At 69.0% G+C, this 25,952-nt stretch carries 24 protein-coding genes, 1 tRNA gene and 1 pseudogene; 10 read left to right on the top strand and 16 right to left on the bottom strand.

The annotated features are described in order from the left end of the window. Nucleotides 1-51: 51 nt before the first annotated feature. Nucleotides 52-546 carry a hypothetical protein gene (locus tag TR33_RS16440; protein ID WP_014912905.1) on the bottom strand — a complete coding sequence of 165 codons (495 nt, stop codon included), beginning with the start codon at nt 544-546 and terminating at the stop codon, nt 52-54. Between the two features lie 213 nt (nt 547-759). Beyond that, the gene (locus TR33_RS16435) at nt 760-1,461 is read right to left on the bottom strand and encodes a carbonic anhydrase (RefSeq protein ID WP_026124767.1); all 702 of its coding nucleotides are present in this window, start codon (nt 1,459-1,461) and stop codon (nt 760-762) included. A 466-nt stretch (nt 1,462-1,927) separates the two neighbouring features. On the opposite strand from TR33_RS16435, the gene TR33_RS16430 reads away from it, so the two are divergent. From TR33_RS16430 to rsgA, 3 genes are all read left to right on the top strand, one after another. Further along, nucleotides 1,928-2,500 (top strand): TetR/AcrR family transcriptional regulator, encoded by a 573-nt coding sequence (locus TR33_RS16430; RefSeq protein ID WP_014911673.1) that lies wholly within the window; start codon nt 1,928-1,930, stop codon nt 2,498-2,500. 181 nt (nt 2,501-2,681) lie between these two features. Then, nucleotides 2,682-3,548 carry an MHYT domain-containing protein gene (locus TR33_RS16425; RefSeq protein WP_042283943.1) on the top strand — a complete coding sequence of 289 codons (867 nt, stop codon included), beginning with the start codon at nt 2,682-2,684 and terminating at the stop codon, nt 3,546-3,548. Between the two features lie 240 nt (nt 3,549-3,788). Then, nucleotides 3,789-4,910 (top strand): ribosome small subunit-dependent GTPase A, encoded by a 1,122-nt coding sequence (gene rsgA / locus TR33_RS16420; RefSeq protein ID WP_042283939.1) that lies wholly within the window; start codon nt 3,789-3,791, stop codon nt 4,908-4,910. A gap of 23 nt (nt 4,911-4,933) precedes the next feature. Here rsgA and TR33_RS16415 read toward each other — a convergent pair whose 3' ends face one another. After that, on the bottom strand, nt 4,934-5,857 hold the full coding sequence (locus TR33_RS16415) for a TatD family hydrolase (RefSeq protein ID WP_017533309.1): 924 nt from the start codon (nt 5,855-5,857) through the stop codon (nt 4,934-4,936). Nucleotides 5,858-6,003: 146 nt separating this feature from the next. Here TR33_RS16415 and TR33_RS16410 point away from each other — a divergent pair, with 146 nt between their 5' ends. Together TR33_RS16410 and TR33_RS16405 are read left to right on the top strand one after the other, a co-directional pair. Continuing rightward, nucleotides 6,004-7,179, top strand: a complete 1,176-nt coding sequence (locus TR33_RS16410) for a hypothetical protein (RefSeq protein ID WP_042283938.1) — start codon at nt 6,004-6,006, stop codon at nt 7,177-7,179. Then, nucleotides 7,176-7,589 carry a GntR family transcriptional regulator gene (locus tag TR33_RS16405; RefSeq protein WP_042283936.1) on the top strand — a complete coding sequence of 138 codons (414 nt, stop codon included), beginning with the start codon at nt 7,176-7,178 and terminating at the stop codon, nt 7,587-7,589. The genes TR33_RS16410 and TR33_RS16405 overlap by 4 nt, the downstream gene beginning before the upstream one ends. A 55-nt stretch (nt 7,590-7,644) precedes the next feature. Here TR33_RS16405 and metG read toward each other — a convergent pair whose 3' ends face one another. Then, the gene (gene metG, locus TR33_RS16400) at nt 7,645-9,462 is read right to left on the bottom strand and encodes a methionine--tRNA ligase (RefSeq protein WP_014912906.1); all 1,818 of its coding nucleotides are present in this window, start codon (nt 9,460-9,462) and stop codon (nt 7,645-7,647) included. Nucleotides 9,463-9,713: 251 nt separating this feature from the next. Here metG and TR33_RS16395 point away from each other — a divergent pair, with 251 nt between their 5' ends. Together TR33_RS16395 and secD are read left to right on the top strand one after the other, a co-directional pair. After that, nucleotides 9,714-10,193 (top strand): hypothetical protein, encoded by a 480-nt coding sequence (locus TR33_RS16395; RefSeq protein WP_042283933.1) that lies wholly within the window; start codon nt 9,714-9,716, stop codon nt 10,191-10,193. Nucleotides 10,194-10,263: 70 nt separating this feature from the next. Next, entirely contained in the window at nt 10,264-12,900 is a 2,637-nt protein-coding gene (gene secD, locus TR33_RS16390) for a protein translocase subunit SecD (protein WP_042283931.1), read from the top strand. 131 nt (nt 12,901-13,031) lie between these two features. Here secD and TR33_RS16385 read toward each other — a convergent pair. Both TR33_RS16385 and rsmI read right to left on the bottom strand, forming a co-directional pair. Beyond that, nucleotides 13,032-13,694, bottom strand: a pseudogene (locus tag TR33_RS16385) (AIM24 family protein); the annotation flags it as partial. 101 nt (nt 13,695-13,795) lie between these two features. Further along, complete coding sequence (gene rsmI, locus TR33_RS16380) at nt 13,796-14,671, bottom strand: 16S rRNA (cytidine(1402)-2'-O)-methyltransferase (protein WP_042283928.1); 876 nt, start codon at nt 14,669-14,671, stop codon at nt 13,796-13,798. Nucleotides 14,672-14,783: 112 nt separating this feature from the next. Here rsmI and TR33_RS16375 point away from each other — a divergent pair, with 112 nt between their 5' ends. The 3 genes from TR33_RS16375 to TR33_RS16365 all read left to right on the top strand — a co-directional run bounded on the left by TR33_RS16375 (nt 14,784) and on the right by TR33_RS16365 (nt 17,416). Beyond that, on the top strand, nt 14,784-16,421 hold the full coding sequence (locus TR33_RS16375) for a dolichyl-phosphate-mannose--protein mannosyltransferase (protein WP_042283927.1): 1,638 nt from the start codon (nt 14,784-14,786) through the stop codon (nt 16,419-16,421). Nucleotides 16,422-16,740: 319 nt separating this feature from the next. Further along, complete coding sequence (locus TR33_RS16370) at nt 16,741-16,944, top strand: cold-shock protein (protein ID WP_014911107.1); 204 nt, start codon at nt 16,741-16,743, stop codon at nt 16,942-16,944. Between the two features lie 160 nt (nt 16,945-17,104). Next, nucleotides 17,105-17,416, top strand: a complete 312-nt coding sequence (locus TR33_RS16365; protein ID WP_014909879.1) for a sec-independent translocase — start codon at nt 17,105-17,107, stop codon at nt 17,414-17,416. Nucleotides 17,417-17,429: 13 nt separating this feature from the next. Here the strand turns inward: TR33_RS16365 and TR33_RS16360 are convergent, their stop codons facing one another. The 10 genes from TR33_RS16360 to galU form a co-directional block, all read right to left on the bottom strand. After that, nucleotides 17,430-17,906, bottom strand: a complete 477-nt coding sequence (locus TR33_RS16360) for a hypothetical protein (protein ID WP_355015604.1) — start codon at nt 17,904-17,906, stop codon at nt 17,430-17,432. Nucleotides 17,907-18,910: 1,004 nt separating this feature from the next. Next, nucleotides 18,911-19,324 carry a hypothetical protein gene (locus TR33_RS16355; protein ID WP_042283924.1) on the bottom strand — a complete coding sequence of 138 codons (414 nt, stop codon included), beginning with the start codon at nt 19,322-19,324 and terminating at the stop codon, nt 18,911-18,913. A gap of 5 nt (nt 19,325-19,329) precedes the next feature. Next, nucleotides 19,330-19,932, bottom strand: coding sequence for a TetR/AcrR family transcriptional regulator (locus TR33_RS16350; RefSeq protein WP_017533300.1), 603 nt, complete (start codon nt 19,930-19,932; stop codon nt 19,330-19,332). Nucleotides 19,933-20,257: 325 nt separating this feature from the next. Further along, a tRNA-Ala gene (locus TR33_RS16345) sits at nt 20,258-20,331 on the bottom strand. Between the two features lie 68 nt (nt 20,332-20,399). After that, nucleotides 20,400-21,035, bottom strand: coding sequence for a divisome protein SepX/GlpR (gene sepX / locus TR33_RS16340; protein ID WP_042283922.1), 636 nt, complete (start codon nt 21,033-21,035; stop codon nt 20,400-20,402). A 404-nt stretch (nt 21,036-21,439) separates the two neighbouring features. Next, a complete protein-coding gene (locus TR33_RS16335) occupies nt 21,440-22,159 on the bottom strand; it encodes a GNAT family N-acetyltransferase (RefSeq protein WP_014908406.1) in 720 nt (239 codons plus the stop codon). Nucleotides 22,160-22,397: 238 nt separating this feature from the next. Continuing rightward, entirely contained in the window at nt 22,398-22,892 is a 495-nt protein-coding gene (locus TR33_RS16330) for a MogA/MoaB family molybdenum cofactor biosynthesis protein (protein WP_014909347.1), read from the bottom strand. A gap of 28 nt (nt 22,893-22,920) precedes the next feature. After that, entirely contained in the window at nt 22,921-23,424 is a 504-nt protein-coding gene (moaC, locus tag TR33_RS16325) for a cyclic pyranopterin monophosphate synthase MoaC (protein WP_026124763.1), read from the bottom strand. Nucleotides 23,425-23,564: 140 nt separating this feature from the next. Beyond that, nucleotides 23,565-24,785 (bottom strand): molybdotransferase-like divisome protein Glp, encoded by a 1,221-nt coding sequence (glp, locus tag TR33_RS16320; RefSeq protein ID WP_017533297.1) that lies wholly within the window; start codon nt 24,783-24,785, stop codon nt 23,565-23,567. A 125-nt stretch (nt 24,786-24,910) separates the two neighbouring features. Beyond that, nucleotides 24,911-25,849, bottom strand: a complete 939-nt coding sequence (gene galU, locus TR33_RS16315) for a UTP--glucose-1-phosphate uridylyltransferase GalU (protein ID WP_017533296.1) — start codon at nt 25,847-25,849, stop codon at nt 24,911-24,913. Between the last annotated feature and the right edge of the window lie 103 nt (nt 25,850-25,952).

The following is a 25,952-nucleotide window of genomic DNA, read 5'->3' as shown; positions in this document are numbered from 1 at the left end:
CCGATCGGCGCGGTGGCCTCGTGATCGGGGCCCGGGGGGCGAGGGAGCGTCTCACGTGACCGTCATCGCCGGGCGCACTCCGGCCACGGCCAGGGATCGCAGGCCGGTGAGGACCCGTTCCAGGACGGGTCGGTCCACACGGCTCTTGGCCCTGACGCGGGGGTGTCCACCCCGGCCTCTGCGGGGCGGCCTCCCGTGGTCCCGGGTGGGCAGCTCGGTGTTGTCGGCCAAGTGTCTCAGGCGCCGAAGGGCGAGGGCGACGTCCCCTTCTTCACGTTCGACGCGGACCTGTACGCAGTACCGGGAGCCGCGCATGACGGCGAACAGGAGATGGTGGTCGCCTTCGGTGATCATCACGTCCTCGACGGCCTGGGCGACGCACAGAGGGCCTCGGTCGATGGCCCGAAGCATCGCGGCCGTGCCCGTCGCCCCCTCGGATTCGCCGAGGTGCTCCAGGACACGGCCGCTCCGCCAGTCGAGGAGGCAGACACCGCTCACACCCGGGGTCCGGAACATCTGTCGCATCTGGTGATCGATGGCGTACACGGGGTTCCTTCGCGAAGACGGGACCGCCCCCGTCGGCGCACGGGCGGATCGGACGACATCCCTGAGGACACCACGAGAATAGGCGCACTCGCACCCTTCCGCAGACTTTTCCCGTATTCATCGCTCACCAGCGGTTTGACCTGCCCCTTCCTGGAAAGGGTAGTAAGTCGATTTTCGGTCCGCCCTCTTCTCCTCCGTGTACAGTGCCGTGCCTCAGAGCCAGGAGACCCGGGAGTCCTCCAGGCCGTACCGGGCGGCGACGATCTGTACGCGCCCCTCCGCCACGGATCCTCCGATCTCGTCGTCCTCCCGGAGGAGGTCGGCGATGTGCTGAGCGTTGGCCCTCACACAGTCGTCGAGGAAGTCCTCACCGTCGTCGGGGGTGGACTCCACGACCTCCAGGATCTCGGCGACCAGTCCTCCGACGTGTCCATGCGGGAGTTCGCCGGTCCGGTGCGCCTCGACCGCGGCGTCGACCGCGCCACAGCTCTGGTGGCCCATGACGACGATCAGGGGCGTGCTCAGGTGTTCGACGGCGTAGGCGATGCTGCCGAGGACGGATCCGTCGAGGACCTGTCCCGCGGAGCGGATGGTGAACAGGTCACCGAGTCCGCGGTCGAAGACCAGTTCCGGGGGCACCCGTGAGTCGGCGCAGCCGAGGACGACGGCGAAGGGGTTCTGGCCGCCGACCATCTCCTCCCGGCGACCTCTCCCCTCGTTCGGGTGGGAGGAGGCGTGACGTCTCCAGCGCCGGTTGCCCTCCTTGAGCAGGCGCAACGCTTCCGCCGGGGTTCGTACGGAGGGCGCGCCGGGGATGGGGTCGGCCCAGGCCGAGGTGGGGAAAGCGGTCACGGCGGCGGCGCCGACGCCGCCGAGAAGGGATGCCTTGAGAGCACCCCTACGACTCATGGCCATGAGGATCTCTTTTTCCGTTTCACGAAAATCAATGGCTTTCAGCGGCAAAGCCCGAAAAAGCTACTCCTGTGTCCTGTGTGCCAACAAGGGGGATTAACGGTCCCCTAACGCGCGACGGCCGATTGCGGCACAGGCGAACTTCGCGATCATGGATATATCGATATAAAAGAGACAAAAAACAGCGCCCCGCCGCCCCGTCTCCACCCCGAGGAGACCCGCCGACCCGCCGAACTTCCCCTTGTGGACCCTCGGGTCTATGCTGGATTACCTACCGACCTTTCGTTCAGTGAACGAATCCGGACACATGACACATCCGGGAGGAACGCGTCCCCGCACGTCCCGCTCCCGCCGCAAGGTAGGTTCGACAACCGTGGCCCGAACTTCCGCACCAGAACAGTCCACGGCCCGCTCCACGGGAAGGCGCCGGTCAGGCCGGCCGGGACACGACGCCGACTCCGTACTGCGCGTGGCCGCCCGCGTCTTCAACGAGCGCGGGTACGACGGCACGAGCATGGAGGACCTGGCCCGCGCCCTCGGCGTGACCAAGTCCGCGATCTACCACCATGTCTCCGGCAAGACCGAGCTCCTGCGCCAGTCCCTCGAACTGGCCATGGACGCCCTCTTCGCCGTCACTCGGGAGGAGGGGGCGACCACCGGTCCGGCGATCGACCGGCTCGAACACGTGATGCGCGGCAGCGTCCGGGTCCTGGTGGAGGAGCTTCCGCACGTGACCCTGCTCCTGCGCGTACGGGGCAACACCGAGGTGGAGAAGCGGGCCCTGGAGCGCCGCCGCCGATTCGACCACCTGATCGCCGACCTGGTCCGCGAGGGCGTGGTCGACGGCGACATCCGCGACGACGTGGACCCCGCGGTCGCCTCCAGGCTTCTGTTCGGCATGGTCAACTCGATCGTCGAGTGGTACAAGCCCGACCGGGGACTGGGCTGTGAGGAGATCGCCGACACCCTGACCCGCATCGCCTTCGAGGGCATGCGCTCGTCCCGGACGCGGAACGAGGCCGGAGACCACCCCGGCCCGTGACCGTCTCCTCGCCCACCGCGAGCGAGGAAGACCCTTTTCGGCCGGAACGGGACCATAAAAGGCCGATGGCCACAAAAGGTCATGTGAAAACGGGCGTTCCCCCTGGTGAAGGACCACTTTCGTCTCTACGATCCATGGACGGAGGTCACTTTTGTGACCTGTGACATAGAGAGTAGAGAACGTGGCCGATCTTCTCCCCCAGGACTGGCTGACCCCCGCGATCGCCTACACCGTCTCGGCGATCGGTTCCTTCCTCGGGCTGTCCTTCGCCTCACGGGCACGCCGGGCGAGCGGTCTCTTCCGCCTCCAGTGGCTGGCCCTGGCCTCGTTGGCCCTCGGCGGCATGGGCGTGTGGTCCATGCACTTCATCGCCATGCTCGGCTACAGCGTCCCCGGGACGGTCATCCGGTACGACGCCCTGCTGACCGTGATCAGCGGTCTGGTCCCGATTCTCGTCATGGGCGCGGCCCTGTACCTGGTGATCCGGTTCCGGGGCGCCGTCCGGCTGCTCTCCGGCGGGGTCCTGCTGGGACTCGGGATCGTCTCCATGCACTACACCGGCATGGCGTCGATGAATCTGCACGGGGACCTGCACCACGACCCCGTTCCCGTGGCCGTCTCCGCCGTGATCGCCGTGTTCGCGGCCACCGCCGTACTGTGGGGGGCGCGTCGGCTGAGCCACTACGGCGCGATCGCGCTCGCGTCCCTGTTGTTGGCGCTGACCATCACCGCCGTGCACTACACCGGGATGAGCGGGGTGTACGTCACCGAACCGCACGTGGAAACGGTCGGCCCGCCCGACGGGTTGAAGGCGCTCGACCTGTTGCTCCCGATGATCATCGGGCTGTTCGTCCTCCTGCTGATCTGTAGCCTGCTCCTCCTGTTGAGCGACTCCGAGGACGAGTCCCGCGATCCCGCGCGCCGAGGTTCGCGCGAGCCCGAACCCACCACCGCGGCCGCGTCTCCGGGCGAGTACGCGCCCAGGCACAGCGCCGTGAACACGACCACGCCTCCCGCCACCGACGACGTGTGGTCGCGGACCCGTTGACCGGCGGGGTCGGGTCCGGAGAAAAACCGGTGGCGCGCCCGGCCCCGTCCCATCTAGTGTCGACCGAACCGAGCCCGGGATCGCCGGGCGAACGAACGACCGGAGAGGAGCACACGATGCCCGTTCTCGTGTCCACCCCCCACCAGAGTCCTTCCTTCGCCACCGGCGAGTCCTGAGCCGCCGCCCCGTTCCTTCGAGGATCCGGCGGCCACGACTCGCGACGCACAGAAAAGCGACGACGTGAGTCACCACGAACACGGTTCCGCCCTGCCCGAGAACCGGACCCTTCACCCTCTGGCCCCTCTGGGCTGGAACACCCGAACGGCCGAGGCCTTCGACGCCCTGGCCGACGCGCACGAACTCCGCCCGGCCCGGGTCACCGAGGCCCGACGCGGTTCGGTGGGCGTCGCCATGCCCGAGGCCGCCACCGCCGACCTGTCACCGCGGGTCCGCAAGGCCGCCGAGACCGACCGATCCACCTCTCCCACCAGCGGCGACTGGGTCGCCCTTCGACGCTCCGGCGACTCTTGGACGGTCGAGGCCGTCCTGGAACGTTCCGGAACCCTGGTCCGCCAGGGCGTGGCCAAGGACTCCCACGACCAGGTCCTGGCCGCCAACATCGACGGGGTCCTCATCTGCGAGGCCGCCGATCAGGGCCCCAACGTGGGCCGCCTGGAACGCTTCCTCAGCCTCGCCTGGGCCAGTGGCGCCGCCCCGGTCGTGGCCGTCACCAAGTCCGAACTCGCCGGGGAACGACTGCCCGAGGTCGTCGAGCTGGTCGAGGCCGTCACCATGGGACCCGACGTGTACGCGGTGAGCGCGCACACCGGCGACGGGCTGGCGGAGTTGGCCGAACGGCTGCTCCCCGGTCGTACCTGGGTGCTGTTGGGCACCTCGGGCGCCGGGAAGTCCAGCCTGCTCAACGCCCTGGCCGGTCACGAGGTGATGGACACCGGAGCGATCCGCCACGGCCGTCGGGGACGGCACACCACCACCCACCGTCGGCTCGTCCCGATGCCCGGCGGCTCCCTGTTCCTGGACATCCCCGGCGTCCGCCGGATCGACGTGCCCGGGGGCGAGGAGGGGGTGGATCGCACCTTCTCCGACATCAACGCCCTGGTGGACCTGTGCCGCTTCCGGGACTGTTCGCATCGGAACGAGCCCGGCTGCGCGGTGAACAGGGCCGTCGACGAGGGAGAACTCGACGCGTCCCGGCTGGAGCGCTGGTTCAGGCTCCGGCGCGAGGCCGAGTGGAACCGGACCCGCAACGACGTCCGTCTGCGCGCCGAGCGCAAGCGGGAGTGGAAGAAGCTCACCCGCCAGGGCCGTGAGAGCGCCCGGCACAAGCGCGGCGGCCTGTAGAGCGCGCCTGTCCGGGCCTCGCCTCAGAGGCCGAAGGCCCGGCGGGCGTTCTCGGCGACGATCGTCGCGAGTCCGTCCTCGTCCATCCCCTTGACCTCGGCGATCGTGCGCAGTGTGATCGGGATCAGGTAGGGGGCGTTGGGGCGTCCCCGGTAGGGCTTGGGTGTGAGGAAGGGCGCGTCGGTCTCCACCAGGATCAGCTCGGCCGGGGCCGCCGCGGCCGCCTCGCGCAGGGATTCGGCGCTGGCGAAGGTGACGTTGCCGGCGAAGCTCATGAAGTAGCCCCGTTCGGCGCAGACGCGGGCCATGTCGGCGTCTCCGGAGAAGCAGTGGAAGACCACCCGTTCGGGGGCGCCCTCCTCCTCCAGGATCCGCAGGACGTCCTCGTGCGCCTCGCGATCGTGGATCATCAGCGCCTTGCCGTGTCTCTTGGCGATGGCGATGTGGCGGCGGAAGGAGTCCTCTTGGGCCCGGGCGCCCTCGGGACCGGTCCGGAAGGTGTCCATCCCGGTCTCGCCGATCGCGACGACCTGGTCCAGACCCGCCAGCGCGTCGATCTCGGCGAGTTCCTTCTCCAGGGCCTCGATCCCTCCGGCGGGGCGGGCCTTGCCCGTCCAGTCGGTGTCGTCGGCCTCCACACCCTCGGCGCCGTCCCCGTGGACGACGCGGGGGGCCTCGTTGGGGTGCAGCGCGACCGCGGCCCAGACCTTCCCGGGGTGAACGGCGGCGATCTCGGCCGCCCAGCGCGAGGAGGGCAGGTCCACCCCGACCTGGATCAGCGGGGTCACCCCCACGGCCTCGGCCGCGGCGATGATCTCCTCCACCTCGGGGGTCTGCATGTCCATGTGGGTGTGGCTGTCGGCCACCCGCACCCGCAGTGCCTCGGGCGCCGGTGGCGGCGTCTGCGCGTTGCGCTTCTCGACCGCCTTGCCACTGCGCTTGCCCACGTGTCCCACCTTCTTCTCGCCGGTCGTCGTGGTGATTCTAGGCGCGCCGGCGGTGCGGATCCGCCGGGGATCGACACTTCATTGACTCAATGATTTAATACATTGAGTCAATGAACACCGGCCCGCCCCACGAAGGGACCCCGCCCATGCCGGAGCCCACCCCCGCCCTGGTCGTCGACCACCTGGCCCCGTCACTCGGATCCGCTCTGCCCTGGATCGCCCTCGTCGGCGCGCTGCTCGCCATCGCGTTGCCCATACGGACCATCCGGGCCGGTTCCCCTCAAGGCCGGAACCGTTCCGGACCCGTACCTCTCCTGGTCGGAGCCGTCGTCGCGGTCCTCACGGCCGAGTACCTCACCGGAATCCGGGGGTGGGCGACCATCACCCTGCTGGTGGTGATCCTGGTCATCGGCCTCGTCCTGCTCGTACGGTCCCGACGCGAGGCCTCCCTCCTCGAAGAGGCCCACGGGGAACCGCTCGACCAAGGGGCGACCGCGCGAAGCTGGTGCACCGCCTCCCTCCTGGGATTCCTGGCCACCGTGGTGGCCGGGGTCACGCTCCTGCTCGTCAGTGGCGGCGACGGGTTCATGACGATGTCCTCCATCCTGATCGCCGTCGTCCTGTCCTCGATCGTGATCGGTGATCTCTCCGCGAACCTGCTGCTCAGGCTGAGGTCCCGCGTCCGGCGGGCCGAACTGCGGCCGCGTGGACCGGGCGCGCTCCTCTCCCCCGGTGTCGCGGTCACGGTCCTCCTGGCCACCGTCGCCGTGACCGTGGGCGGGTTCGTCGTGGCCCGCGGCGAGTACCTGGCCGGCGGGGCCGCCGACTGCCACCCCTCCATCACCCTCGGGATCTCCGAGGCCGAGGACACCGTGGCTCTGGGCATGATCGGCGTCATCGCCCCGGCGATCGCCCTCGTGGGCGTGATCGGTGTCCTGGTCGCCGCGGCACGGCCCGCGATCGCCTCCTTGGAGCCCGACGCGGACCGGGCCCTGCGCCTGCTGTCCGCCGGACGCACCGTGGGCGCGGTCCTCGGCGCGCAACTAGTCCTCGCCGGAGACCTCGTCCCCGGCGCCGCTCACGCCGTGCTGCCCGTCGATCCGGCCCTGTGCGACCCCATGGACACGAGCCCCGATTCGTGGGCCTGGCTTCCCGGCCCCTACGAGCCGGGAGGGCTCCTGGTCCTGGCCGGCACCGTCCTGTCCGTCGCCGGTGTCCTCGTGTGGGCGGCCGTGACCCTGCGGACCGCGCGTCGGTCCCTCGCCCCTCTGCGTTCGTCCCGGCGGCCGCCGGCGATCACGTCTTCGGAGGCGCCCCGATGATCGTCGAGGTGGACTCACGGGATCCGCTCCCGCCCTACGAACAGATCCGTCGCCAGGTCCTGGCCCTGGTGGCCTCCGGTGAGCTGTCCCCCGGGACCCGCCTGCCCGCCATCCGGCAACTCGCCGGCGACCTCGGTGTGGCGCCCAATACCGCCGCGCGCGCCTATCGGGAGCTGGAGGGCGTAGGGGTGCTCTCCAGTCGGAGGCGACACGGGACCTCGGTCACCGCCGATGCCCGGGAACGGGCGCTCGCCCTCCTCGGGAGGGCCCCGACGGCCCTGCCTCCGGCCTCACCGAGCCTGGACCCCGCCGCCCGGGAGTACATCGGGCACGTCCTCCGGCTCGGCCGCACCCTGGACGAGGCCCTCGACGCCGTACGTCGGAATTGGGAACGGGGGCCGGAGGCGTGAAAAGGGCCCGGCCCCCGGAGAAACCCCGGGGTCCGGGCCCTGAGCGTCGAGGCCCCTACTCGGTGGGGCCGGCCAGGCGGGCCAGCTCCTCGTCGACCACGGAGGGGTCGAGCTTGGCGAACAGAGGCTCGGGGCGGTTCAGCGGGGTGCCCGGGACGATCGGCGTCGACCCCCAGCGCGCCACGTTGTCGGCGTAGTCACCGGTGATCACCGGATAGTCCACCTTCTCCTCGGAACCGCCGATGGTGTCGTGGCCGGTCTCCAGACGGGGCATGCCCGTCCAGGTGCCGGTCCCGCCCAGCATCGCGTACACCTTGTTGGCCGCGGCCGGCAGGAACGGGGTGAGCAGGGTGTTGGCGTCCTGGACCAGCTGGAGGGCCACGTGCAGGACGGTGGCCATCCGCTCGGGGTCGGTCTTCTTGAGCGCCCACGGAGCCTGGTCGGAGATGTACTTGTTGGCCTCGGCGACGGTGCGCATGGCCTCCTGGAGACCGGCCTTGAACTGCGAGCGCTCCAGGCGGGCCCCGACCGTGGCGAAGGCCTCCTCGGAGGCGGCCAGGACCGCGCGGTCCTCGTCGGTGAGTTCACCCGCCGCGGGGATCTCGCCGAGGTTCTTGGCCGCCATCGAGATGGAACGGTTGACCAGGTTGCCCCAGGCCGCCACCAGCTCGTCGTTGTTGCGCCGCACGAACTCGGCCCAGGTGAAGTCGGTGTCCTGGTTCTCCGGGCCCGCGGCCATGATGTAGTACCGCAGCGCGTCGGCGGAGTAGCGCTCCAGGAAGTCGCGCACGTAGATCACCACGCGGCGCGAGGAGGAGAACTTCTGTCCCTCCATGGTGAGGAACTCGCTGGAGACCACCTCGGTGGGGACGTTCAGCTCGCCCAGCGGTCCGGCGTCGCCGCCCCGGTCGCCCCCGCCGCTCGCGCCGAGCAGGATGGACGGCCAGATGACCGAGTGGAAGACGATGTTGTCCTTGCCCATGAAGTAGAAGGACTCGCTGTCCGGCGACTGCCACCAGCGCTTCCAGGCGTCGGGCTCGCCCACGCGACGCGCCCACTCGATGGAGGCGGACAGGTAGCCGATGACCGCGTCGAACCAGACGTAGAGACGCTTGTTCGCGTTCTCGCTCCACCCCTCCAGCGGGATCGGCACGCCCCAGTTGAGGTCACGGGTGACGGCCCTGGGCTGGAGGTCGTCGAGCAGGTTCAGGGAGAACTTGAGGACGTTGGGACGCCATTCGCCCTCCTTGCCCTTGAGCCACTCGGTGAGCACGTCGGCGAAGGCCGGCAGGTCGAGCATGAAGTGCTCGGTGTCCACGAACTCGGGGGTCTCCCCGTTGATCCGGGACCGGGGGGAGAGCAGATCGATCGGGTCGAGCTGGTTGCCGCAGTTGTCGCACTGGTCACCGCGGGCACCGTCGTAGCCGCAGATGGGACAGGTGCCCTCGATGTAGCGGTCCGGCAGGGTGCGTCCGGTGGACGGGGAGATCGCGCCCTTGGTGGTGCGCGTGAAGACGTAGCCGTTGTCGTAGAGCGTGGTGAACAGCTCTTGGGCGACGGCGTAGTGGTTGCCGGTGGTGGTCCGGGTGAACAGGTCGTAGGACAGGCCCAGGGCGACCAGGTCCTCGGCGATGATCCGGTTGTAGCGGTCGGCCAGTTCCCGGGCGCTCACGCCCTCCTGGTCGGCCAGTACCTGGATCGGGGTGCCGTGCTCGTCGGTGCCGCTGACCATCAGCACGTCGTGACCCGACATTCGCTGGAAGCGCGAGAAGACGTCGGAGGGGACCCCGAAGCCGGAGACGTGGCCGATGTGGCGCGGGCCGTTGGCGTAGGGCCAGGCGACCGCGGTCAGGATGTGGCGTTTCGACGACATGACTCAAGACTAAAGGCGGAGCGGGGTGTCCGCGTACCGGTTTCCCCGTCGTCCAGCGTGTTCACGGGCCTTCGTCCACAGGGACGGAACCGGCGATTCCCCGGGGAGGTCCCCTACCCGTATGCTCTGCTCAACGCCGCCGTGTGCCACCGGAGTACCGGCGGAACCAGTACGACCCTCCAACCCGGTCCGAGGCGGTGGTCACCACGGTTGCCCGTGCCCTACCCCGCCCTGCCCGAAGCACCGCCTCGTTGATCGCCGGCGTGGTGCTGTTGGTCGTTCTGGCTCTCCCCCTGGCCTCGAACCCGCCAGGGGGCGCCGAAGCGAGCCTTCCGCCGCAGATCGGTCGGATCGACTCCGCGGCGGAGACCGCCGACACCGGTTCCTCCTCCACCGATCAGGAGGTGGGGCCCTACCTCGGCTCACAGACGGTCGCCCTCGGCCCCGCCGCCTCCGGCTGCGACCAGCGGCCGATGCTGCGGGACCTGCCCGATGTCGTCCCCCCGTGCGCCCTGCGCCTGGCGGTGTGGGACCAGCCCTGGTGGCCGTTGCCCCTTCCCCCCCAAGATCGCGTACCACCACAGGTCGAGGCGGAGGGTCTGCCGCCCACCCGAGCGCCCCCTCTCACCGCGCACGCCACCCTCCGACCATCCCGGTCGGTCCCGTCGACCGCCCCGAGCGCGTCGACGTCGGACCTTCGCGTCCTCGTTCCGGCCCAGGGTCGCCCGTAACGTCTCGGGTGGACCCGGCGCCGCCGGGCACGCGACCGGTACCCACCATCCGCAGTGAGAGGTTCACCCCTTGTCCAGTCAAACGGGAGCGGGGGCGCGCTGGCTGCGCGCGCTCATCTCCCTTCTCGTCATCCTCGTCGCGTTCGGCGCGGCGTGGTTCATCCCACCCCGTCTGGGTCTCGACCTGAGCGGCGGCACCCAGATCGTCCTGGAGACCCAGGACGGCCCCGACGGCACCAAGGCCGACTCCGCGAACACCGACAAGGTCGTCGAGGTGCTGCGTCAGCGCATCGACCGTCTCGGTGTCGCCGAGGCGAACATGTCCCGTTCGGGTGAGAACCGCATCATCGTCGAGCTTCCCGGCGTGCAGGACCCGGCCGAGGCGGCGCAGATCGTCGGCCAGACCGCTCAGCTCTCCTTCCACCCCGTCCTGGGCGTGGGCGAGGCCGGCGGCCAGGGCGTGCAGGCGCCCCAGGGCGGCGGCGACTTCGCCAACCCGCCCTCCGACGAGGCGCGTGCCCCCTCCGACTCCGAGAACGGCGGAGAGGAGGCTCCGGCCGAGGGCGGCGACCCCGCGGAGATGTCCCCCGATGAGCTCCAGGACCTTCTGGGCGGTGGCGGGGGCATGCCCCAGGCGCCCGCGGGTCCCTCCGCGGAGAACCCCGAGGACGTCGCGATGGTCCTGCCCGACCAGGACGGCACCGCGCTCCAGTTGGGCGCCGCCGCCATCCAGGGCGACCGGGTCTCCAGCGCCGACGCCGCGCTCGACAGCGTCAACCGCGCCCAGTGGGTCGTCAACGTCGGTTTCCGCGGCGAGGGCCGCGATCAGTGGCAGGAGCTCACCGGTCAGGCCGCCTGTTTCCAGGAGGGCGACCCGCGCCGGCGTGTGGCGATCGTCCTGGACGACCAGATCATCTCCTCGCCCCAGGTGACCCCGGAGACCGCCTGTGACGTGGGTATGGCCGGCGGCCAGACCACCATCAGCGGTGACTTCACCAGCGAGACCGCCAACGAGCTGGCCGTGCTGATCGAGGGCGGTTCGCTGCCGCTGCCGGTCACCGAGGTGCAGCGCCAGACCGTCGGCCCGACCCTGGGCGCCGCCGCCATCCAGGCCAGCGCCATCGCGGCCGTGCTGGGCATCGCCTTCACCGCCCTGTACATCACCCTGGTCTACCGGCTCGTCGGCTTCCTGGCCTCGATCGCCCTGGCCTTCTACACCCTGATCGCCTACGGAGCGCTGGTCGCCATCGGGGCCACGTTGACCCTTCCGGGTCTGGCCGGTTTCGTGTTGGCGATCGGTATGGCCATCGACGCGAACGTTCTGATCTTCGAACGTGCGCGCGAGGAGTACCAACGCCAACAGCGGACGTACGAGGCCAACAAGTCCGCCGGGCTCAAGGACCCCGACGAGGAGGGCAAGGAGACCGGGGCCCTGGCCCGACGTCGCCGTCGCGCGGTGCCGCCGAGCCTGGAGAAGGCGTTCGTCCAGGGTGGCCAGAAGGCCTGGAGCGCCGTTCTGGACACCAACGTCACCACGTTCCTGGCCGCCGGTCTGCTGTTCTTCTTCGCCTCCGGAACCATTCAGGGCTTCGGTGTGACGCTGAGCATCGGCACCATCGCCTCCATGATCTCCGCGCTGATCATCGCGCGCGTGTTCGTGGAGTGGGCCGTGCGTCGCGCGATCATCAAGAAGCACCCCGCCGTCAGCGGCCTCAGCCGGATCGGCGCGGTCCGCTCCTGGATGGTCGAGAAGAACCCGCAGATCATGAACTACCGCCGCGTCGGCCTGATCGTCGCGGCCCTGATCACGGTCACCGCGATCGCCGCCCCGCTGGTGCGGGACACCAACCTCGGCGTGGAGTTCACCGGTGGTCGTGTCATGGAGTACGAGGTCACCGGTGACGATCACATCTCGGTGGACGAGGCCCGCGACGTCATCTCCGGGCTGGACTTCCCCGGCGCCGACAACGCGGTGGTCCAAGAGGCCGGAGACGGCGACATCTCGGTCCGTACCGGTGACATCTCCGACCCCGAGGCGGCGGGTATCGCCGACGCCCTGGACGAGGCGACCGGTGGTGTGGAACTGGTCAGCGACGAGCTGATCGGCCCGAGCATGGGCGACGAACTGCGCAACCGGGCGTTGATCGCGCTCGGCGCGGCCCTGGCCCTCCAGATGATCTATCTGGCCTGGCGTTTCCGCTGGTCCTTCGGTGTGTCCACGATGCTGTCGCTGGCGTTCAACATCGTGCTCGTCATCGGCCTGTTCGTCTGGTTGGGCAAGCCCATCGACGGGGTCTTCCTCGCCGCGATCCTGAGTGTCATCGGCTTCACGGTCAACGACACGGTGGTGGTGTTCGACCGGGTGCGAGACGAATGGGCGAGGGACGAGAAGTCCTCGTTCGTCGAGATCGCCAACCGCGCGGTGATCAACACCCTGCCGCGTACGGTGAACACGACCGTCGGCGCGTGGATCATCCTGGGCTTCCTCACCTTCCTCGGTGGGTCCTCGCTCCAGGACTTCTCCATCGCGATGCTGGTCGGTCTGACCACCGGTGTGGTCTCCACCGTGTTCGTCGCGGTGCCGATCGCCATCTTCCTACAGAAGTGGGACAACACCCCGCCACCGCACGTGCTCAAGGAGCGCAAGGCGAAGCAGAAGGTGGCGGCCAAGGCCGCCCGCGACGCCGACGACGGCGCCGTCGTCTAGGAGGTGTCGTCCGCCCCGGGCCCTCGGCAGCCCGGGGCGGAAGGCTCCGGCCCACATGGCAGGAAGGGGCCCCGATCCGAAGTCTCGGATCGGGGCCCCTTCGTGTCCGTGGTGTCCCGGTCAGCCACCGGTGGGGCGGGGGCTCCCTCGGAGGCCTGGACGAGAACGAAGCCCCGGCCCTCCAACGCCAGCTGGAAGGCCTCACCGCTGCCCCGGCCGATGAACGCGCCGGCCTTGACGGTGCTGCGGATACCGGCTTCGAGGGAGCTGCTCCAGGCGACCGCGGCCTGGGTGTCGACGAAGGTCGGCTGGTCGACCCGGAGCAGCACCGGCGCTCCATGGCAGGCCACGGCCACCCGTCCTCGACCGGTGAAGACCGTGTTGAACAAACCGCCGGAGACCATCCCGCCGAAGCCCTGGATTCTCTTGATGTCCCAGCCCAGCGTGGGTTCGAAGGCCAGGACGTTGGCCCCGTTGACCGTGAGGGACTCCTCCTCCAGGTCGATGAGGTGCACGTCCCAGGCCTCGTGGGCCAGGAACACGTCGCCCTGTCCCGAGACCTTCATCAGGGGCAGGCCCTCACCGGTGAAGGCCTTCTTCATGAACCGACCGACGCTGCCGGCGCCCTAGTAGGCGAAGTCGATCGCGCCCTGGTAGGCGACCATCGAGCCCTGACGGGCGTAGAACTCTCGGTGCGCGTCCGCGCCCAGGCCCACCCTCAGCATCTTGCGGTTCTGCAACCTCATCCCGGGCTGCTGGATCTCCTGGGCCTCTTGAAAGAGCTCACTACGCATGACGACGTCCTCTTCTCGTCTTATATCGCCTGATGGATATGACGCTCCGGAGGTCTCGGGGTTCCCGGCGCCCGCGAGGCTTTACCCGGTTCTCACCCTGCTCACTCGGCCTCCACCACCCCATGGGCGAGGTCGTAGACCCGACGCTTGGGGATCCCGGTCTCCTTGGCGACCCGGGCGATCGCCTCCTTACGACGCACGCCCTCGTCCTCCAAGGCGGACACGGCGGCGACCAGGTCGGCGTCGCTCGTCGTCTCCGCGGTGGGGCGGGCCCCCTCCACCACCACCGAGATCTCACCGCGGACCCCGTCCGCGGCCCACTCGGCCAGCTCGCCCAACCCGCCTCGGCGCACCTCCTCGTAGGTCTTGGTGAGCTCACGGCACACCGCCGCCCTGCGTTCGGCCCCGAACGACGCGGCCATCGCCTCCAAGGTGGCGGCGATCCTGTGCGGGCTCTCGAAGAAGACCATCGTGCGACGCTCACCCGCCAACTCGTCCAGGTACGTCTTCAGGCCCTTGCGCGGGGGGAAGCCCTCGAAGCAGAATCGGTCGGTGGGCAGTCCGGAGACCACCAGGGCGGTGGTCACCGCCGAGGGGCCCGGGATCGCGGTGACGGGGACACCCTCCGCAGCGCAGGCCGCGGCCAACCGGTAGCCGGGGTCGGACACCCCGGGCATCCCCGCGTCGGTGACGACCAGGACCTCCTCGCCCCGGCGGATGTCGGCGAGGAGTTCCTCGCCCCGGCGGCTCTCGTTCGCGTCGTAGTAGGACACGACGCGGGCACCGGCCTCCCCGCCCAGGCGGATCCCGGCGCGGGAGGCGAACTGCCTCAACCGCCGGGTGTCCTCCGCCGCGATCACGCGCGCCTCCTCCAAGGCGCGCAGAAGCCGGGGCGGCGCGTCCTCCAGGTTCCCGATGGGCAACCCGGCCAGGACGAGCCTCCCGACGCGCCATGTCCCGTCAACACCCTCAACCACTGTGATCCCCGTCCTGTCGCGCTACGGTTGGCCGTGAGCGACCCAACCGAAACCCGGTTTCGCGGCCCGTCCGCAACGGACCCCCATCTCTGACCCCAACCTACGAGCCGAGATGACCACCACCGCACTTTCCAGCGAGGCCGAGCCCTCGACCCCACCGGCCGCGGCCCGGCCCTCCGACCTCCGCTCCCGCTTCGTCCCCCGTATGCCCGGCCCCTGGTGGGTGGGGTGGGCGGGGGCGGTCATCGTCGCGCTCTTCGCCGGAGCCCTGAGGTTCTTCAACCTCGGACGGCCCGACCGGATCTACTTCGACGAGACCTACTACGCCACGGACGCCTTCGCGCTCTGGGCGCACGGCTACGAGCACGAGACGGTGGAGAACTCCGACTCCCTGCTCGCCCAAGGCGATCCGAACATCTTCACCGGCGGCGGCGACTTCATCGTCCATCCGCCGGTCGGCAAGTGGATGATCGCCCTCGGTGACCAGCTGTGGGGCCTGATGCCCTTCGGCACGGCCGTCAACCCCGAGGGTTGGCGGGTGGCCTCCGCTCTCGCCGGGGTGTTCTCCGTGCTCATCCTGGTCCGGTTGGCCACACGGATGACCCGCTCGATCCTGCTGGGGTGCACCGCCGGTCTGATCCTGGCCCTGGACGGCCTGCACTTCACCCTGAGCCGTATCGCCATGGTGGACATCTTCCTCACCCTGTGGATCCTGGCCGGGTTCGCCTGTCTGGTCATCGACCGGGACAAGACCAGGGAACGGCTGGTCCGCCTGGCGGAGGCCGGGGTCGATACGACGATGGTGGGCGCCCTCGGCATGCGCTGGTGGCGTTTGGCCGCCGGTCTGTGCTTCGGTCTGGCGATCGGCACCAAGTGGTCGGCCCTGTTCTTCGTGGCGGCCTTCGGTCTGCTCACCGTCGCCTGGGACTACGGGGCGCGGCGCAGCGTCGGTCAGCGACGCCCCTTCGGCCGTTGGCTGGGCTACGACGCGATCCCCGCCTTCCTCCAGACCGTGGTGGTCGCCGGGATCGTCTACCTGGTCTCCTGGACCGGCTGGCTGATCACCGGCGGTGGCTACAACCGGCAGTACGCCGCCGGCATGGCCCCCGACTGGATCCCCGGTTTCCTGGTGAAGCCGATCGAGGCCCTGTGGAGTCTGGTCGACTACCACGGCCGGATGATGAACTTCCACGAGAACCTGACCAGCGATCACACCTACATCTCCGCGCCGTGGGAATGGCTGATCATGCGCACCCCGGTGATGTTCCACTACGACGGCCAGGCCGTCGGGTGCGGCGAGGGACAGTGCGTGACCTCGGTGGTCTCCATCGGCACCCCGATCGTGTGGTGGGTGAGCATCATCGCCCTGGTCGTGATGCTCGGCTGGTGGATCACCTTCCGCGACTGGCGGGCCGGAGCGGTACTGCTCGCGGTCGCCGCGGGCTGGCTACCGTGGTTCGCCTACCCCGAACGTCCGATGTTCCTGTTCTACGCGCTGCCGATCCTGCCCTTCCTCGTGCTGGGCATCGTGCTGGCGCTGGGGCTGTTGATGGGGGCCGGAGACGACAGTCCACGCTTCGCGCCCTATACGCGTGCGTTGGGGGGCGTGGTCTTCGGTGTGGTGGTGCTCCTGATCATCGCCCACTTCGCCTACCTCTATCCGGTTCTGTCGGCCTATCCGCTTCCCGAGGAGACCTGGGGAGACCGGCTGTGGTTCGACGTATGGATCTACGGGCGCGACGCCTCATGATCCGTTCCGGGGAACGGCGTAAACCGTTCCCCGGAACCGAACTCCATTAGTGGCACAAGGGCGGGAAATCAACAGTTTCGAGTAGCCGAAACAGGACACTTCGGTATCGCGGATTCACAGCGGAAAAGCCTCGGCAGGGCCCGGGTCTCCCTGGTACTGTCGGCAACCGGTTGCTGTTGTAGTTTCCATGGATGCCCAAGGCGCCTCGCGGAACTTCACGTGGGCGCTTATCGATTCGGGATGTCCCTTCTTCGGTGCGGCGCCCGGCGACCCGGGGCCAGCAGGGTGCGGCCCCGTCGTAGTCCCCAAGGGAGAGCACATGGCTCAGGGCACCGTGAAGTGGTTCAACTCTGAGAAGGGTTTCGGGTTCATCGCCGTCGAGGGTGGTCAGCCCGACGTGTTCGTGCACTACTCGGCGATCGCGGGCACCGGCTTCCGGAACCTGGAAGAGGACCAGCAGGTCGAGTTCGACATCATCCAGGGCCCGAAGGGCCCGCAGGCGGCGGACGTTCGAACGGTCTGACCGTCACACGTGCGTTTTCCCGGCCCTCCGCTCCCCCGAGCGGGGGGCCGGACCCCGTTACCAGGGGCGTTCGAGCCTTGGAGGGGGACACGGTTACCCAAGCGTGGCGATACCGGTTAACCTGCTTGAAGCCGGTCAGCACCGAAGGCGAGGACATCACATGTTCGGCATCAGTGGAGGGGAGTTCGTCCTCCTCCTGCTCCTCGGGCTGTTGATCTTCGGCCCGGACCAGCTCCCGAAGGCCGCCCAGCAGGTGGGCCGCGTCCTCCGCCAACTCCGCACCATGGCCAACTCCGCCTCCAACGACATCAAGGCGGGGCTCGGCCCCGAGTACAAGGACTTCGACGTCCAGGACCTCAACCCCAAGCGCTTCATCCAGAAGCACTTCTGGGAGGAAGAGGAGGAGAACGAGCCCAAGCCGGCCTCCCGCCTGAACGGCAAGCGTCCGCCCTTCGACGACGAGGCCACCTGAGCCCCTCCCCCGTTCAGCCCACCAGCATCAGGAAGAACGACCCCAGGGCCAGCAGGATCACCGAGCCCACGATGATCATGGGCGAACCCATGGTCAGGATGAGCAGCTCGACCGCCACCGCCCCGCCCAGGGCCGCCGCCGCCCAGGGCCATCGAGGGCGCGGCCCCCAGTCGTGACGACGTTCACGGGCCACCGCGATCCAGAATCCGAGCCCGATGAGCAGCCAGAACACCAGGTGGGCGCCGATCCGCGTCCCCGGCTCGACGTAGTCGGCCATGCCGCCGACCACCATCACGTAGAACACGGTTCCGATGGCCAGGTGCCAGAAACCGCGGCCGCGTTCGGCTCGTATGACCTTGTTCCGAGCTCTGGTCGTGCGCCGGAAGCCCTCTCCCGCCATCGTCGGCGCCGGGCGCCCCGGGACGGGCTCCACCCGGCTCTCGGAGCCTTGCGGGGGCGGCCTCTCCTCGGGGCCGGGCCGTGGCTCCACCGGTGGCACGTATCCGCCCTCGCCGTGTGTCTCCTCGGGTGACCTGTATCCGTCTGGCTGCTGTCGGGGGGAATCGGACACTGGTATTGATCGCCCCTTCGGTTCGGATCGGCGGGACCCGTGCACGGCCCGTCGGACGTAAAGGTCTCCTACCCGCCGGGGCGAACGGTCAAATCCCTTCGGCCGAGAACGGCCCCACCGGTTCATCGCATACGAAAGGGCCCGCCGACACAGGTCGATCGGGCCCCGGTGCTCGACGGCCCCACAAGGAGGCGCTCCCCCTACGGAACCGTCAGGCGGCGCCGGTTACCACCAGCTCCAGCCGCCGTTGTTCTTGCTGCTGCTCTTCGCGTACGCGGTCATGGCATCTACCTTTCTCGGTGTTTCCAGCCCATCCCGGAACCAAGATGTCCTATCTCGGCGGGCTTCACAAGACCCGAAGAAGAATATTCATCATTCTAAGGCCCAGCGGACACCAATGGTCGCACCACCGGGTTCTGAATAGTCACAGAACACGACGTTTTCGCAGTTCAACCGGGAGTTGATTGAATCAACCAGAAGACACCATCCCCGGTGACCTGCAAAAACAAGACCCACGAAGAGCAAAGTCCAAGGATCCGGACATAACAATGAGTAACGAGCCCGCTATTGTCGCTCGGAGTCAGCGATTCGTCCCCTACGTCCGGGTTTCCTCGCGCCGTCTCGCGTGCTCCGACGTCAACAGGCGGCATACCCGGGGGGACGATACGGAAAAACAGTCATATAACACCACTGTTCAGACTGTTCACCCGAAGATGGTCATCACGCTACGTAGCGAATCGACGAACTCGCCACAGAGATGCGACACGCCCTTACTTCTCATAGTTACTCATTACGGACAAACACTAAACCTTGTATGATCTGTCACTTTTGACACATAGCACCATGAAACAAGAGGGGCCGCCCAGGGCGCGACGAGCACCCCGAACAGCCCCCTCCGAGCCACGGGTCGGCCGACGGGCCCGTCAGCCCAGACCCGCCCCCGCGAGGATCAGCGCGATACCCGCGCCGACCAGCCCGACGACCAGGGAGGCGGCTCCCGCCCCGATCAACAGGCGAAACCCGTTCGGCTTCGCGGGATCGCGGCCCACCACCGAGAGGAAGAAGCCGGCGGGCATCAGGACGGCGGCCAGGAGCACCAGAAGCCCCAGAGTGACGCCCCATCCGGGGACGGTGGGCTGATCCGTCAGGATCGCCACCACGAGACCCAGGATGACCAGTACACCGGCGTGGGCGTGCCCGGCACGGAAATAGGACCGCTGGAGATCGTTGGCGGGGAAACCCCCGTCGACCACACGCAGGAGAAAGGAACCTCCATAAGCGATCCCGACCACGGTGAGCAGGACGATCCCCGCTACGAGAAGCACTGGGGCGGACATGACGGTCATCCTTCCGATTCAGGGGGCCCCGACGGACCGAACAGGAGCCCGGCACTGCGTCGGGTGATGGTCGACAGATCGGCCCCCTCGAACAGGTCTCGCGCACCGGAACGGTCCAGGTTCCCGGTGAGGGCCAGGGTCGCGATCCCGTGCACGATCGACCAGCCCGCCACCATCGCGGCCGGCTCGTCCGTCACCTCCTCGCCCAGAGAACGCACCCCGGAGCGCAGTTCGGCGAAGGCGGATCTGCGGGCCGCGACGAGTTCGGCGTCGTCCAGATCGAGGAGCGAGGGTTCGAACATCACGGTGAAGTGCGCCGGCCGGTCCTCGGCGAAACCGACGTAGGCGACACCCGACTCCAGGAAGCCGCCTCCGTCCCCCGCACTCGCCCTCAACCGTTCGGCCAATTCCGCGAACCCTTCGGTCGCCAGCGCGTTGAGCACGCCCTGGCGGTCGCCGAAGTGGTGACGGGGGGCCGTGTGACTGACCCCCAGGTCGGTGGCCAGAGAACGCAGGCTGAAGCCGTAGGGCCCCTTCTCCTCGATGACCCGGGCGGCCCGTTCCAGAACGGCGGCCCGCAGGTTCCCGTGGTGGTATCCGTCTGCCATGGATGGAACTATACGCCGGTAAGTTGCCACTGTAAAGATTTAGGCGTTCGTCTCGGAACACCCGAAGGACGGGTACTTCGGGCGACTTCGCGGGTAAGGTGACCACGAACCGGCCCCCGCGACAGGGGATAGACGCTTCGCCGGTGACACTCGGGGCTCAGGTCCGGACGCACTCCCGCCTCAGGGAACAGCGACACCCCGTTCGGACCGCCCACGAGGTGGGGCCCGGTCTCGCGAGACCGGGCCCCACCTCACTTCGGGTAGAACGAAGAGACCCGCGCGCGACGGAGATCCTCCGTCGACCACGCGGGTCTCTTCTCTTCGGTGGAGCTGAGGGGATTCGAACCCCTGACCCCCTCGATGCGAACGAGGTGCGCTACCGGACTGCGCCACAGCCCCGAAGACGAGATCAACATTAGCAGGAAAGTCCGGGTGGTCCGAACGTGCCTTCGCCCGCCCGGACCGGCTCAGTCGCCGGCCGCCCTGAGACGGGCGTCGGCGTACTGGTCGTAGACCTGACTGCGTCGCTCCTTGAGGGCGATGACCTCGGCCTCGCGTTCGGCCTCGCGGGCCTCGCGCTCCCGGTGCACCCGCTCTCGCGCGGCGGCCCGCCGTCGTGCCGCCAGGTAGGCCCGGCGACGTTCCGCGTCGGCCTTGGCCGCCTCGCGCAGCAGGACCAGGTGCCCTGAGAGCAGCAGGACCGGCGGAGCCATCACCCACCAGGGGCCGAGCCCGAAGGCGACGGCCACCATCGTGGCGACGGTGAGCAGGGTGAGCGCGCTGGTGCGACGGCGACGACGGGCGATGACCCTGGCCCGCGGGACGGGCGAGGGGAGCACGGGGACCTCGTCCCGGCCCGTCTCCTCGACCTCGTCGTCTTCGACGTCGTCGATCTCCGAACGCCTCATCACCCGGGTCTCGGTGAGGTCCGGGTCCTCGTCGTCCTCGACGAAATCGGAGACCTCGTCCCGCTCCTCGGGTTCCTCGTCCTCCCTGCGACCGTCCTCGTGGACCGGGTCCACGGGATCCTTCCGCAACAGCATCGGGACGAGGACTATGAGCCAGACCACCACGATGGCGAGGTACAGAGGAGAGCTGCTCATCACCCCTCCTCACGATGACGGCCACTGAACGTTGATCGACACTTCGTCGACACCGCGCCGCGCGTGGCTGGACCTGCTTCCGGGAGTAGAGACGTTCCCCGGAGGAACATCGTTCCTGCCCCCGGTCGGGGCGGGATCGAATCCCGTGCGCCATATCCACGCGTTGCCCGCATCGTCAATGCGTCTATGTTCCGCACGGTACGACCCCGTGTCCATAAATGCGCCACATTCCACCCGGAGTGTCGCAAGATTGTGGACCCTCAGTTTCGGTCGTTCCACCTCCCGGAGTGAAAGCCCAGGTCAGGGCATGACTGCATAGAGCAGCACCATTTCAACGCAAAGTAATGAAGCATTGTGCTTAAAGAGAGGTTTAAGCTCCGGATGCACCCGTGATGCTGTCATGTTCAGTTCGGCCTCGGGTACGGACTCGCCGGATCGCGTGGTTCCCCGCCGCCGTTCGGGCCCTGTGGCCCCAAAGCGGAACCAGGGCCGGAACCACCCTCTGTGGACGGCCCGGAAGGGGTTCCGTCGTACCAACGGCGCAGGACCCCCTGGGGGACCTCCTCCGCGGTGAGCGCGTAGCAGATGTGATCTCTCCAGGCCCCGTCGATGTGCAACTGTCTACGGCGCACGCCCTCGTCTCGGAAGCCCAGTTTGGTGACCACACGCCTGCTGGCACGGTTCTCGGGACGGATGTTGGCCTCGATCCGATGGAGTCCGACGTGGAAGAAGGAGTGATCGACGGCCAGCGCGACCGCCGTCGGGGTGATACCGCGCCCCGCGTGGGCGCTGTCGATCCAGTAACCGACCTGCGCCGACCTGGCCGAACCCCACACGATGGCACCGATCGTCAGCTGACCGACGAAGCGCTCCTCGTAGGTGACCGCCCACGGCATGGACAACCCCTGTCGGGCCTCGCGACGGATCGCCTGGATCATCGCGACATAGGGGGCCAGGCCGGTGGTGCGCAGCGGCATCTCCGGATAGGTCGGCTCCCAAGGACGCAGCCACTCGGCGTTGCGGGCCCGGGTGTCCCGTAGCTCGGGGGCGTCGCGAAGTCGCAGCGGACGAAGCGCGATCGGCCCCTCCCGCAGGGTGACCGGCCACCTCTGTCTGCGATTCACGTCATCCCTCCGAGGCCCTCTGCACCGCCCTGCGCGGATGCGACACCGGACCTGGGCGCACCCCTGCTCCCGTCGTCGGTGACACCTTCCAGTATTCCACTCCGAAGGTGTGCGGTGGCGGGCGTCGCCCCCTCCACACAGGAATCGGCTGATTCTAAACTCCATTCACTCCAGCACCGAAAGACGGTCTCAGGTCAAGGAATTCTCTACTACCGGAATGCCCGGGATGTGATTCCGGTCATTCTCCGGTCTCATTCACCCGAGGGTGATCGCCGCCGCCGAGCTGGTCGATGGCGTGTCCCAGCACCTGTTCCAACACGTCCATACCGTCGCTCACACCGCCCCGGGACCCGGGGAGATTGACGACGATCATGCGGTGACCGTCGCGTTCCACGACCCCGGCGAGCCCACGCGAGAGGATCGCCGTGGGCACCCCCTTCTCCCGACCCGCGGAGCGCAGAGCCTCGGCCACACCGGGGATCTCGAAGCTCAGCAGAGCTCTGGTCTCCTCGGGAGTACGGTCCTGCGGGGTGAGTCCGGTGCCCCCGGTGGTGAGCACGGCGTCCACTCGTTCGTCCGACGCGCGCACGAGCGCCTCGCCGACCGGAGGGCCGTCCGGCACCACCCAGGGACCCAGCACGGAACACCCCATGGCCCGCAATCGGTCCGCGACGACCGGTCCGGAGCGATCCGGGTAGACCCCGGCCGCCGCACGATTCGATGCCGTGATCACCGCGACACGGTGTATCCTCCCGGCCGGTTCAGGCACCACGCCTCCAGTGCCCCTTCTTGCCGCCGACCTTCTCCTCGACCCGGACCCGGGTGATCTCGGCCTCGGGATCGATCGCCTTGACCATGTCGACCAGTCCGAGCGCCGCCGTCATCACACAGGTGAGCGCCTCCATCTCGACGCCCGTACGGTCGGCGGTACGCACCGTGGCGGTGATGTCCACCCCCTCGTCCACGACCGTCAGGTCCACATCGACCCCGTGCACGGCGATCGGGTGGCACAGGGGAACGAGGTCGGGCGTGCGCTTGGCCCCCTGGATCCCGGCGATGCGGGCGACCGCGAGGGCGTCCCCCTTGGGCACCTCCCCCTCACGCAGCGCGGCCACGGCCTCGGCCGCGAGCAGGACCCGCCCGGTGGCCGTGGCGGAGCGCGCTCCGACCTGCTTGCCGGAGACGTCGACCATGCGCGCGGCGCCGGACTCGTCGATGTGCGTGAGGCCCGAGGGATGCGCCTCGGGCTGCGGGGTGTCGGTCATCGGGGTCACCCGTCGTCTTCGCGTACAAAGCGCACGACCCACCGGACGGCGGGCCGCGGCGGGCGCGTGGTGACGCGCCCCACGACGACCGTACTCCTTCGCGACGCCACTTCCCGCAGGAGCCCGTGACCTCCCCCGGCTCAGCGCCCGGGCAGGAGCAGGACCTCGACGAGCTCCCCGGCGGCGAGTTCGGTCGTCTCCTCGGGGACGACCAGCAGACCGTCGGCGTCGGCCAGGGCCGAGAGCTGGTGCGACCCCTGCCGGACCGCCGGAGAGACCGTGTGTCCGCCCTCGCCCTCCGGGCCGAGCACGGCCCGGAGGTGGGAGCGGCGCCCCTTGGGCGAGGTGACGTCGGTCGTCAGACGGGCGCTCACACTCGGCAGAGGTCCGGGGGTGAGCCCGCGCAGCCTCTGGATCACCGGACGGACGAACAGGTGGAAGGAGACGAAGGCGCTGACCGGGTTGCCCGGGAGCGTGATGATCGGTGTCCGGTCCGGGCCGATGACGCCGAACCCCTGTGGTTTTCCGGGCTGCACGGCCACGGAGGTGAACTCGACGGTCCCCTGCCGGCTCAGCACCTCCTTGACCACGTCGTAGGCGCCCATGCTGACCCCACCGGTGGTCACGACCAGGTCGGCTCGGACGAGCAGCCCCTCCAGCGTGTCCCGGACGCTCTCCGGGTCGTCGCCGACGAAGCCGTGGCGGTACACCTCACAGCCGGCCTCCTTGGCCGCGGCCGCGATCATGTAGCTGTTCGACTCGTAGATCTGGCCCGGGCCGAGGGGGTGTCCCGGTTCGACCAGCTCCTCCCCGGTCGAGAGCACCACCACCCGGGGACGGGGACGGACCGGGACCGTTCGACGCCCCACCGCGGCCAGCACCCCCATCTCACCCGCTCCGACCAGGGCGCCCTCGCTCAGGACCGTCGCGCCCTCCTCCACGTCCTCGCCCCTGCGACGTACGAACGCCCCGGGCTCGGTCGGACGTTCGATCAGGACCTCGACCGCCCCGCCGTCGGTCCACTCGACCGGGACGACGGCGTCGGCGCCCTCGGGCATCGGGGCGCCGGTCATGATCCGGGCGCACAGGCCGGAGCGAATGGCCCCGGGAGAGGGGTCGCCGGCCGGGATGTCGGCCACCACCGGAAGTCGGACCGGGGAGGTGGGGGTGGCGGCGTCCAGGTCCGCGGAGTGGACCGCGTAGCCGTCCATCGAGGAGTTGTCGAAACCCGGGAGGGAGACGGTGGAGACCACCGGTTCGGCCAGCACCGTCCCGTGGGCCCGGAGCAGGTCGAGCTCCGTCGCCTCGGGGACGGAGACCAGCTCCAGCAGATCGGAGACGTGCCGTTCGACGCTCTTCATGGGGTCCTTCCGGGTCGTGAGACTCACTGGGAGCGTTCCGTCACACGGGACACGCTCCCCTCCCATTGTGGCCATCCATGCCGGGGAGGGCCCGGACCCGGCCCTCCCCCACCCGGTCGGTCGGGTCAGACGCGCCCTTCACCCTGACGGTCCACGAACTCGCGCAGCCAGGGCAGGAGCTCCTCGGCCAGGTCGGGACGGCGGCAGGCGAAGTCCACCACCGTGCGGATGTAGTCGGCCTTGTTCCCCGTGTCGTAGCGGCGCCCGCGCAACAGGACACCTCGCACACCGCCCCCGTCCTCGGGCTTGGTGCGGGCCAGCTCCAACAGGGCGTCGGTCAGCTGGATCTCGCCGCCGCGGCCGGGCGGGGTGCGGTGCAGAACGGAGAAGACCTCGGGGTCGCAGATGTAACGGCCGATGATCGCCCAGCGGCTGGGCGCCTCCTCCTGGGAGGGCTTCTCGACCAGATCGGTGACGGTGACGACGTCGTCCTCCTCCGTCGGCTCCACCGCCGCGCACCCGTAGAGGGAGACCTGTTCGGGCTCCACCTCCATGAGCGCGACGACGCTCCCGCCGTGCTCCTGGCGGACCTCGATCATGCGGCGCAGCAGGTCCGCCGACTCGATCAGGTCGTCGCCGAGGAGCACCGCGAAGGGGTTGTCGCCCACATGCGCCTCCGCGCACAGGACCGCGTGCCCGAGCCCGCGAGGCTCCCCCTGGCGGACGTAGTGGACCTGGGCCAGGTCGCTGGACTCGCGGACGGAGCGGAGTTTGCCCTCCTCGCCCTTGGCCGCGAGGGCCTCCTCCAGCTCATAGGCCCGATCGAAGTGGTCCTCGATGGAACGCTTACTGCGTCCGGTGATCATGAGGACGTCGTGAAGACCCGATTCGACCGCCTCCTCCACCACGTACTGGATCGCGGGTTTGTCCACGATCGGCAGCATCTCCTTGGGGGTGGCCTTGGTCGCGGGCAGGAAGCGGGTGCCCAGCCCGGCCGCCGGGACGACCGCCTTGGTGACGGTCTCGGAGGACAGGGGTCGCGTTCGGTCGATGTCGGCGCTCATGGACAGGCACTTTAGGGCAGATATCGAGGTCCACGCGGCGGCTCACCGGTCGTGGCGGAGAGAAGTCCCCGCCCTTTCGGGTGAAGGCGTCGAAAACGCCACC

This window comes from Nocardiopsis alba (genome assembly GCF_000710955.1).
GTDB classification, from domain to species: domain Bacteria; phylum Actinomycetota; class Actinomycetes; order Streptosporangiales; family Streptosporangiaceae; genus Nocardiopsis; species Nocardiopsis alba.
The sequence above is the reverse complement of the archived record's forward strand: the minus strand, read 5'-3'. Positions and strand labels throughout refer to the sequence as shown.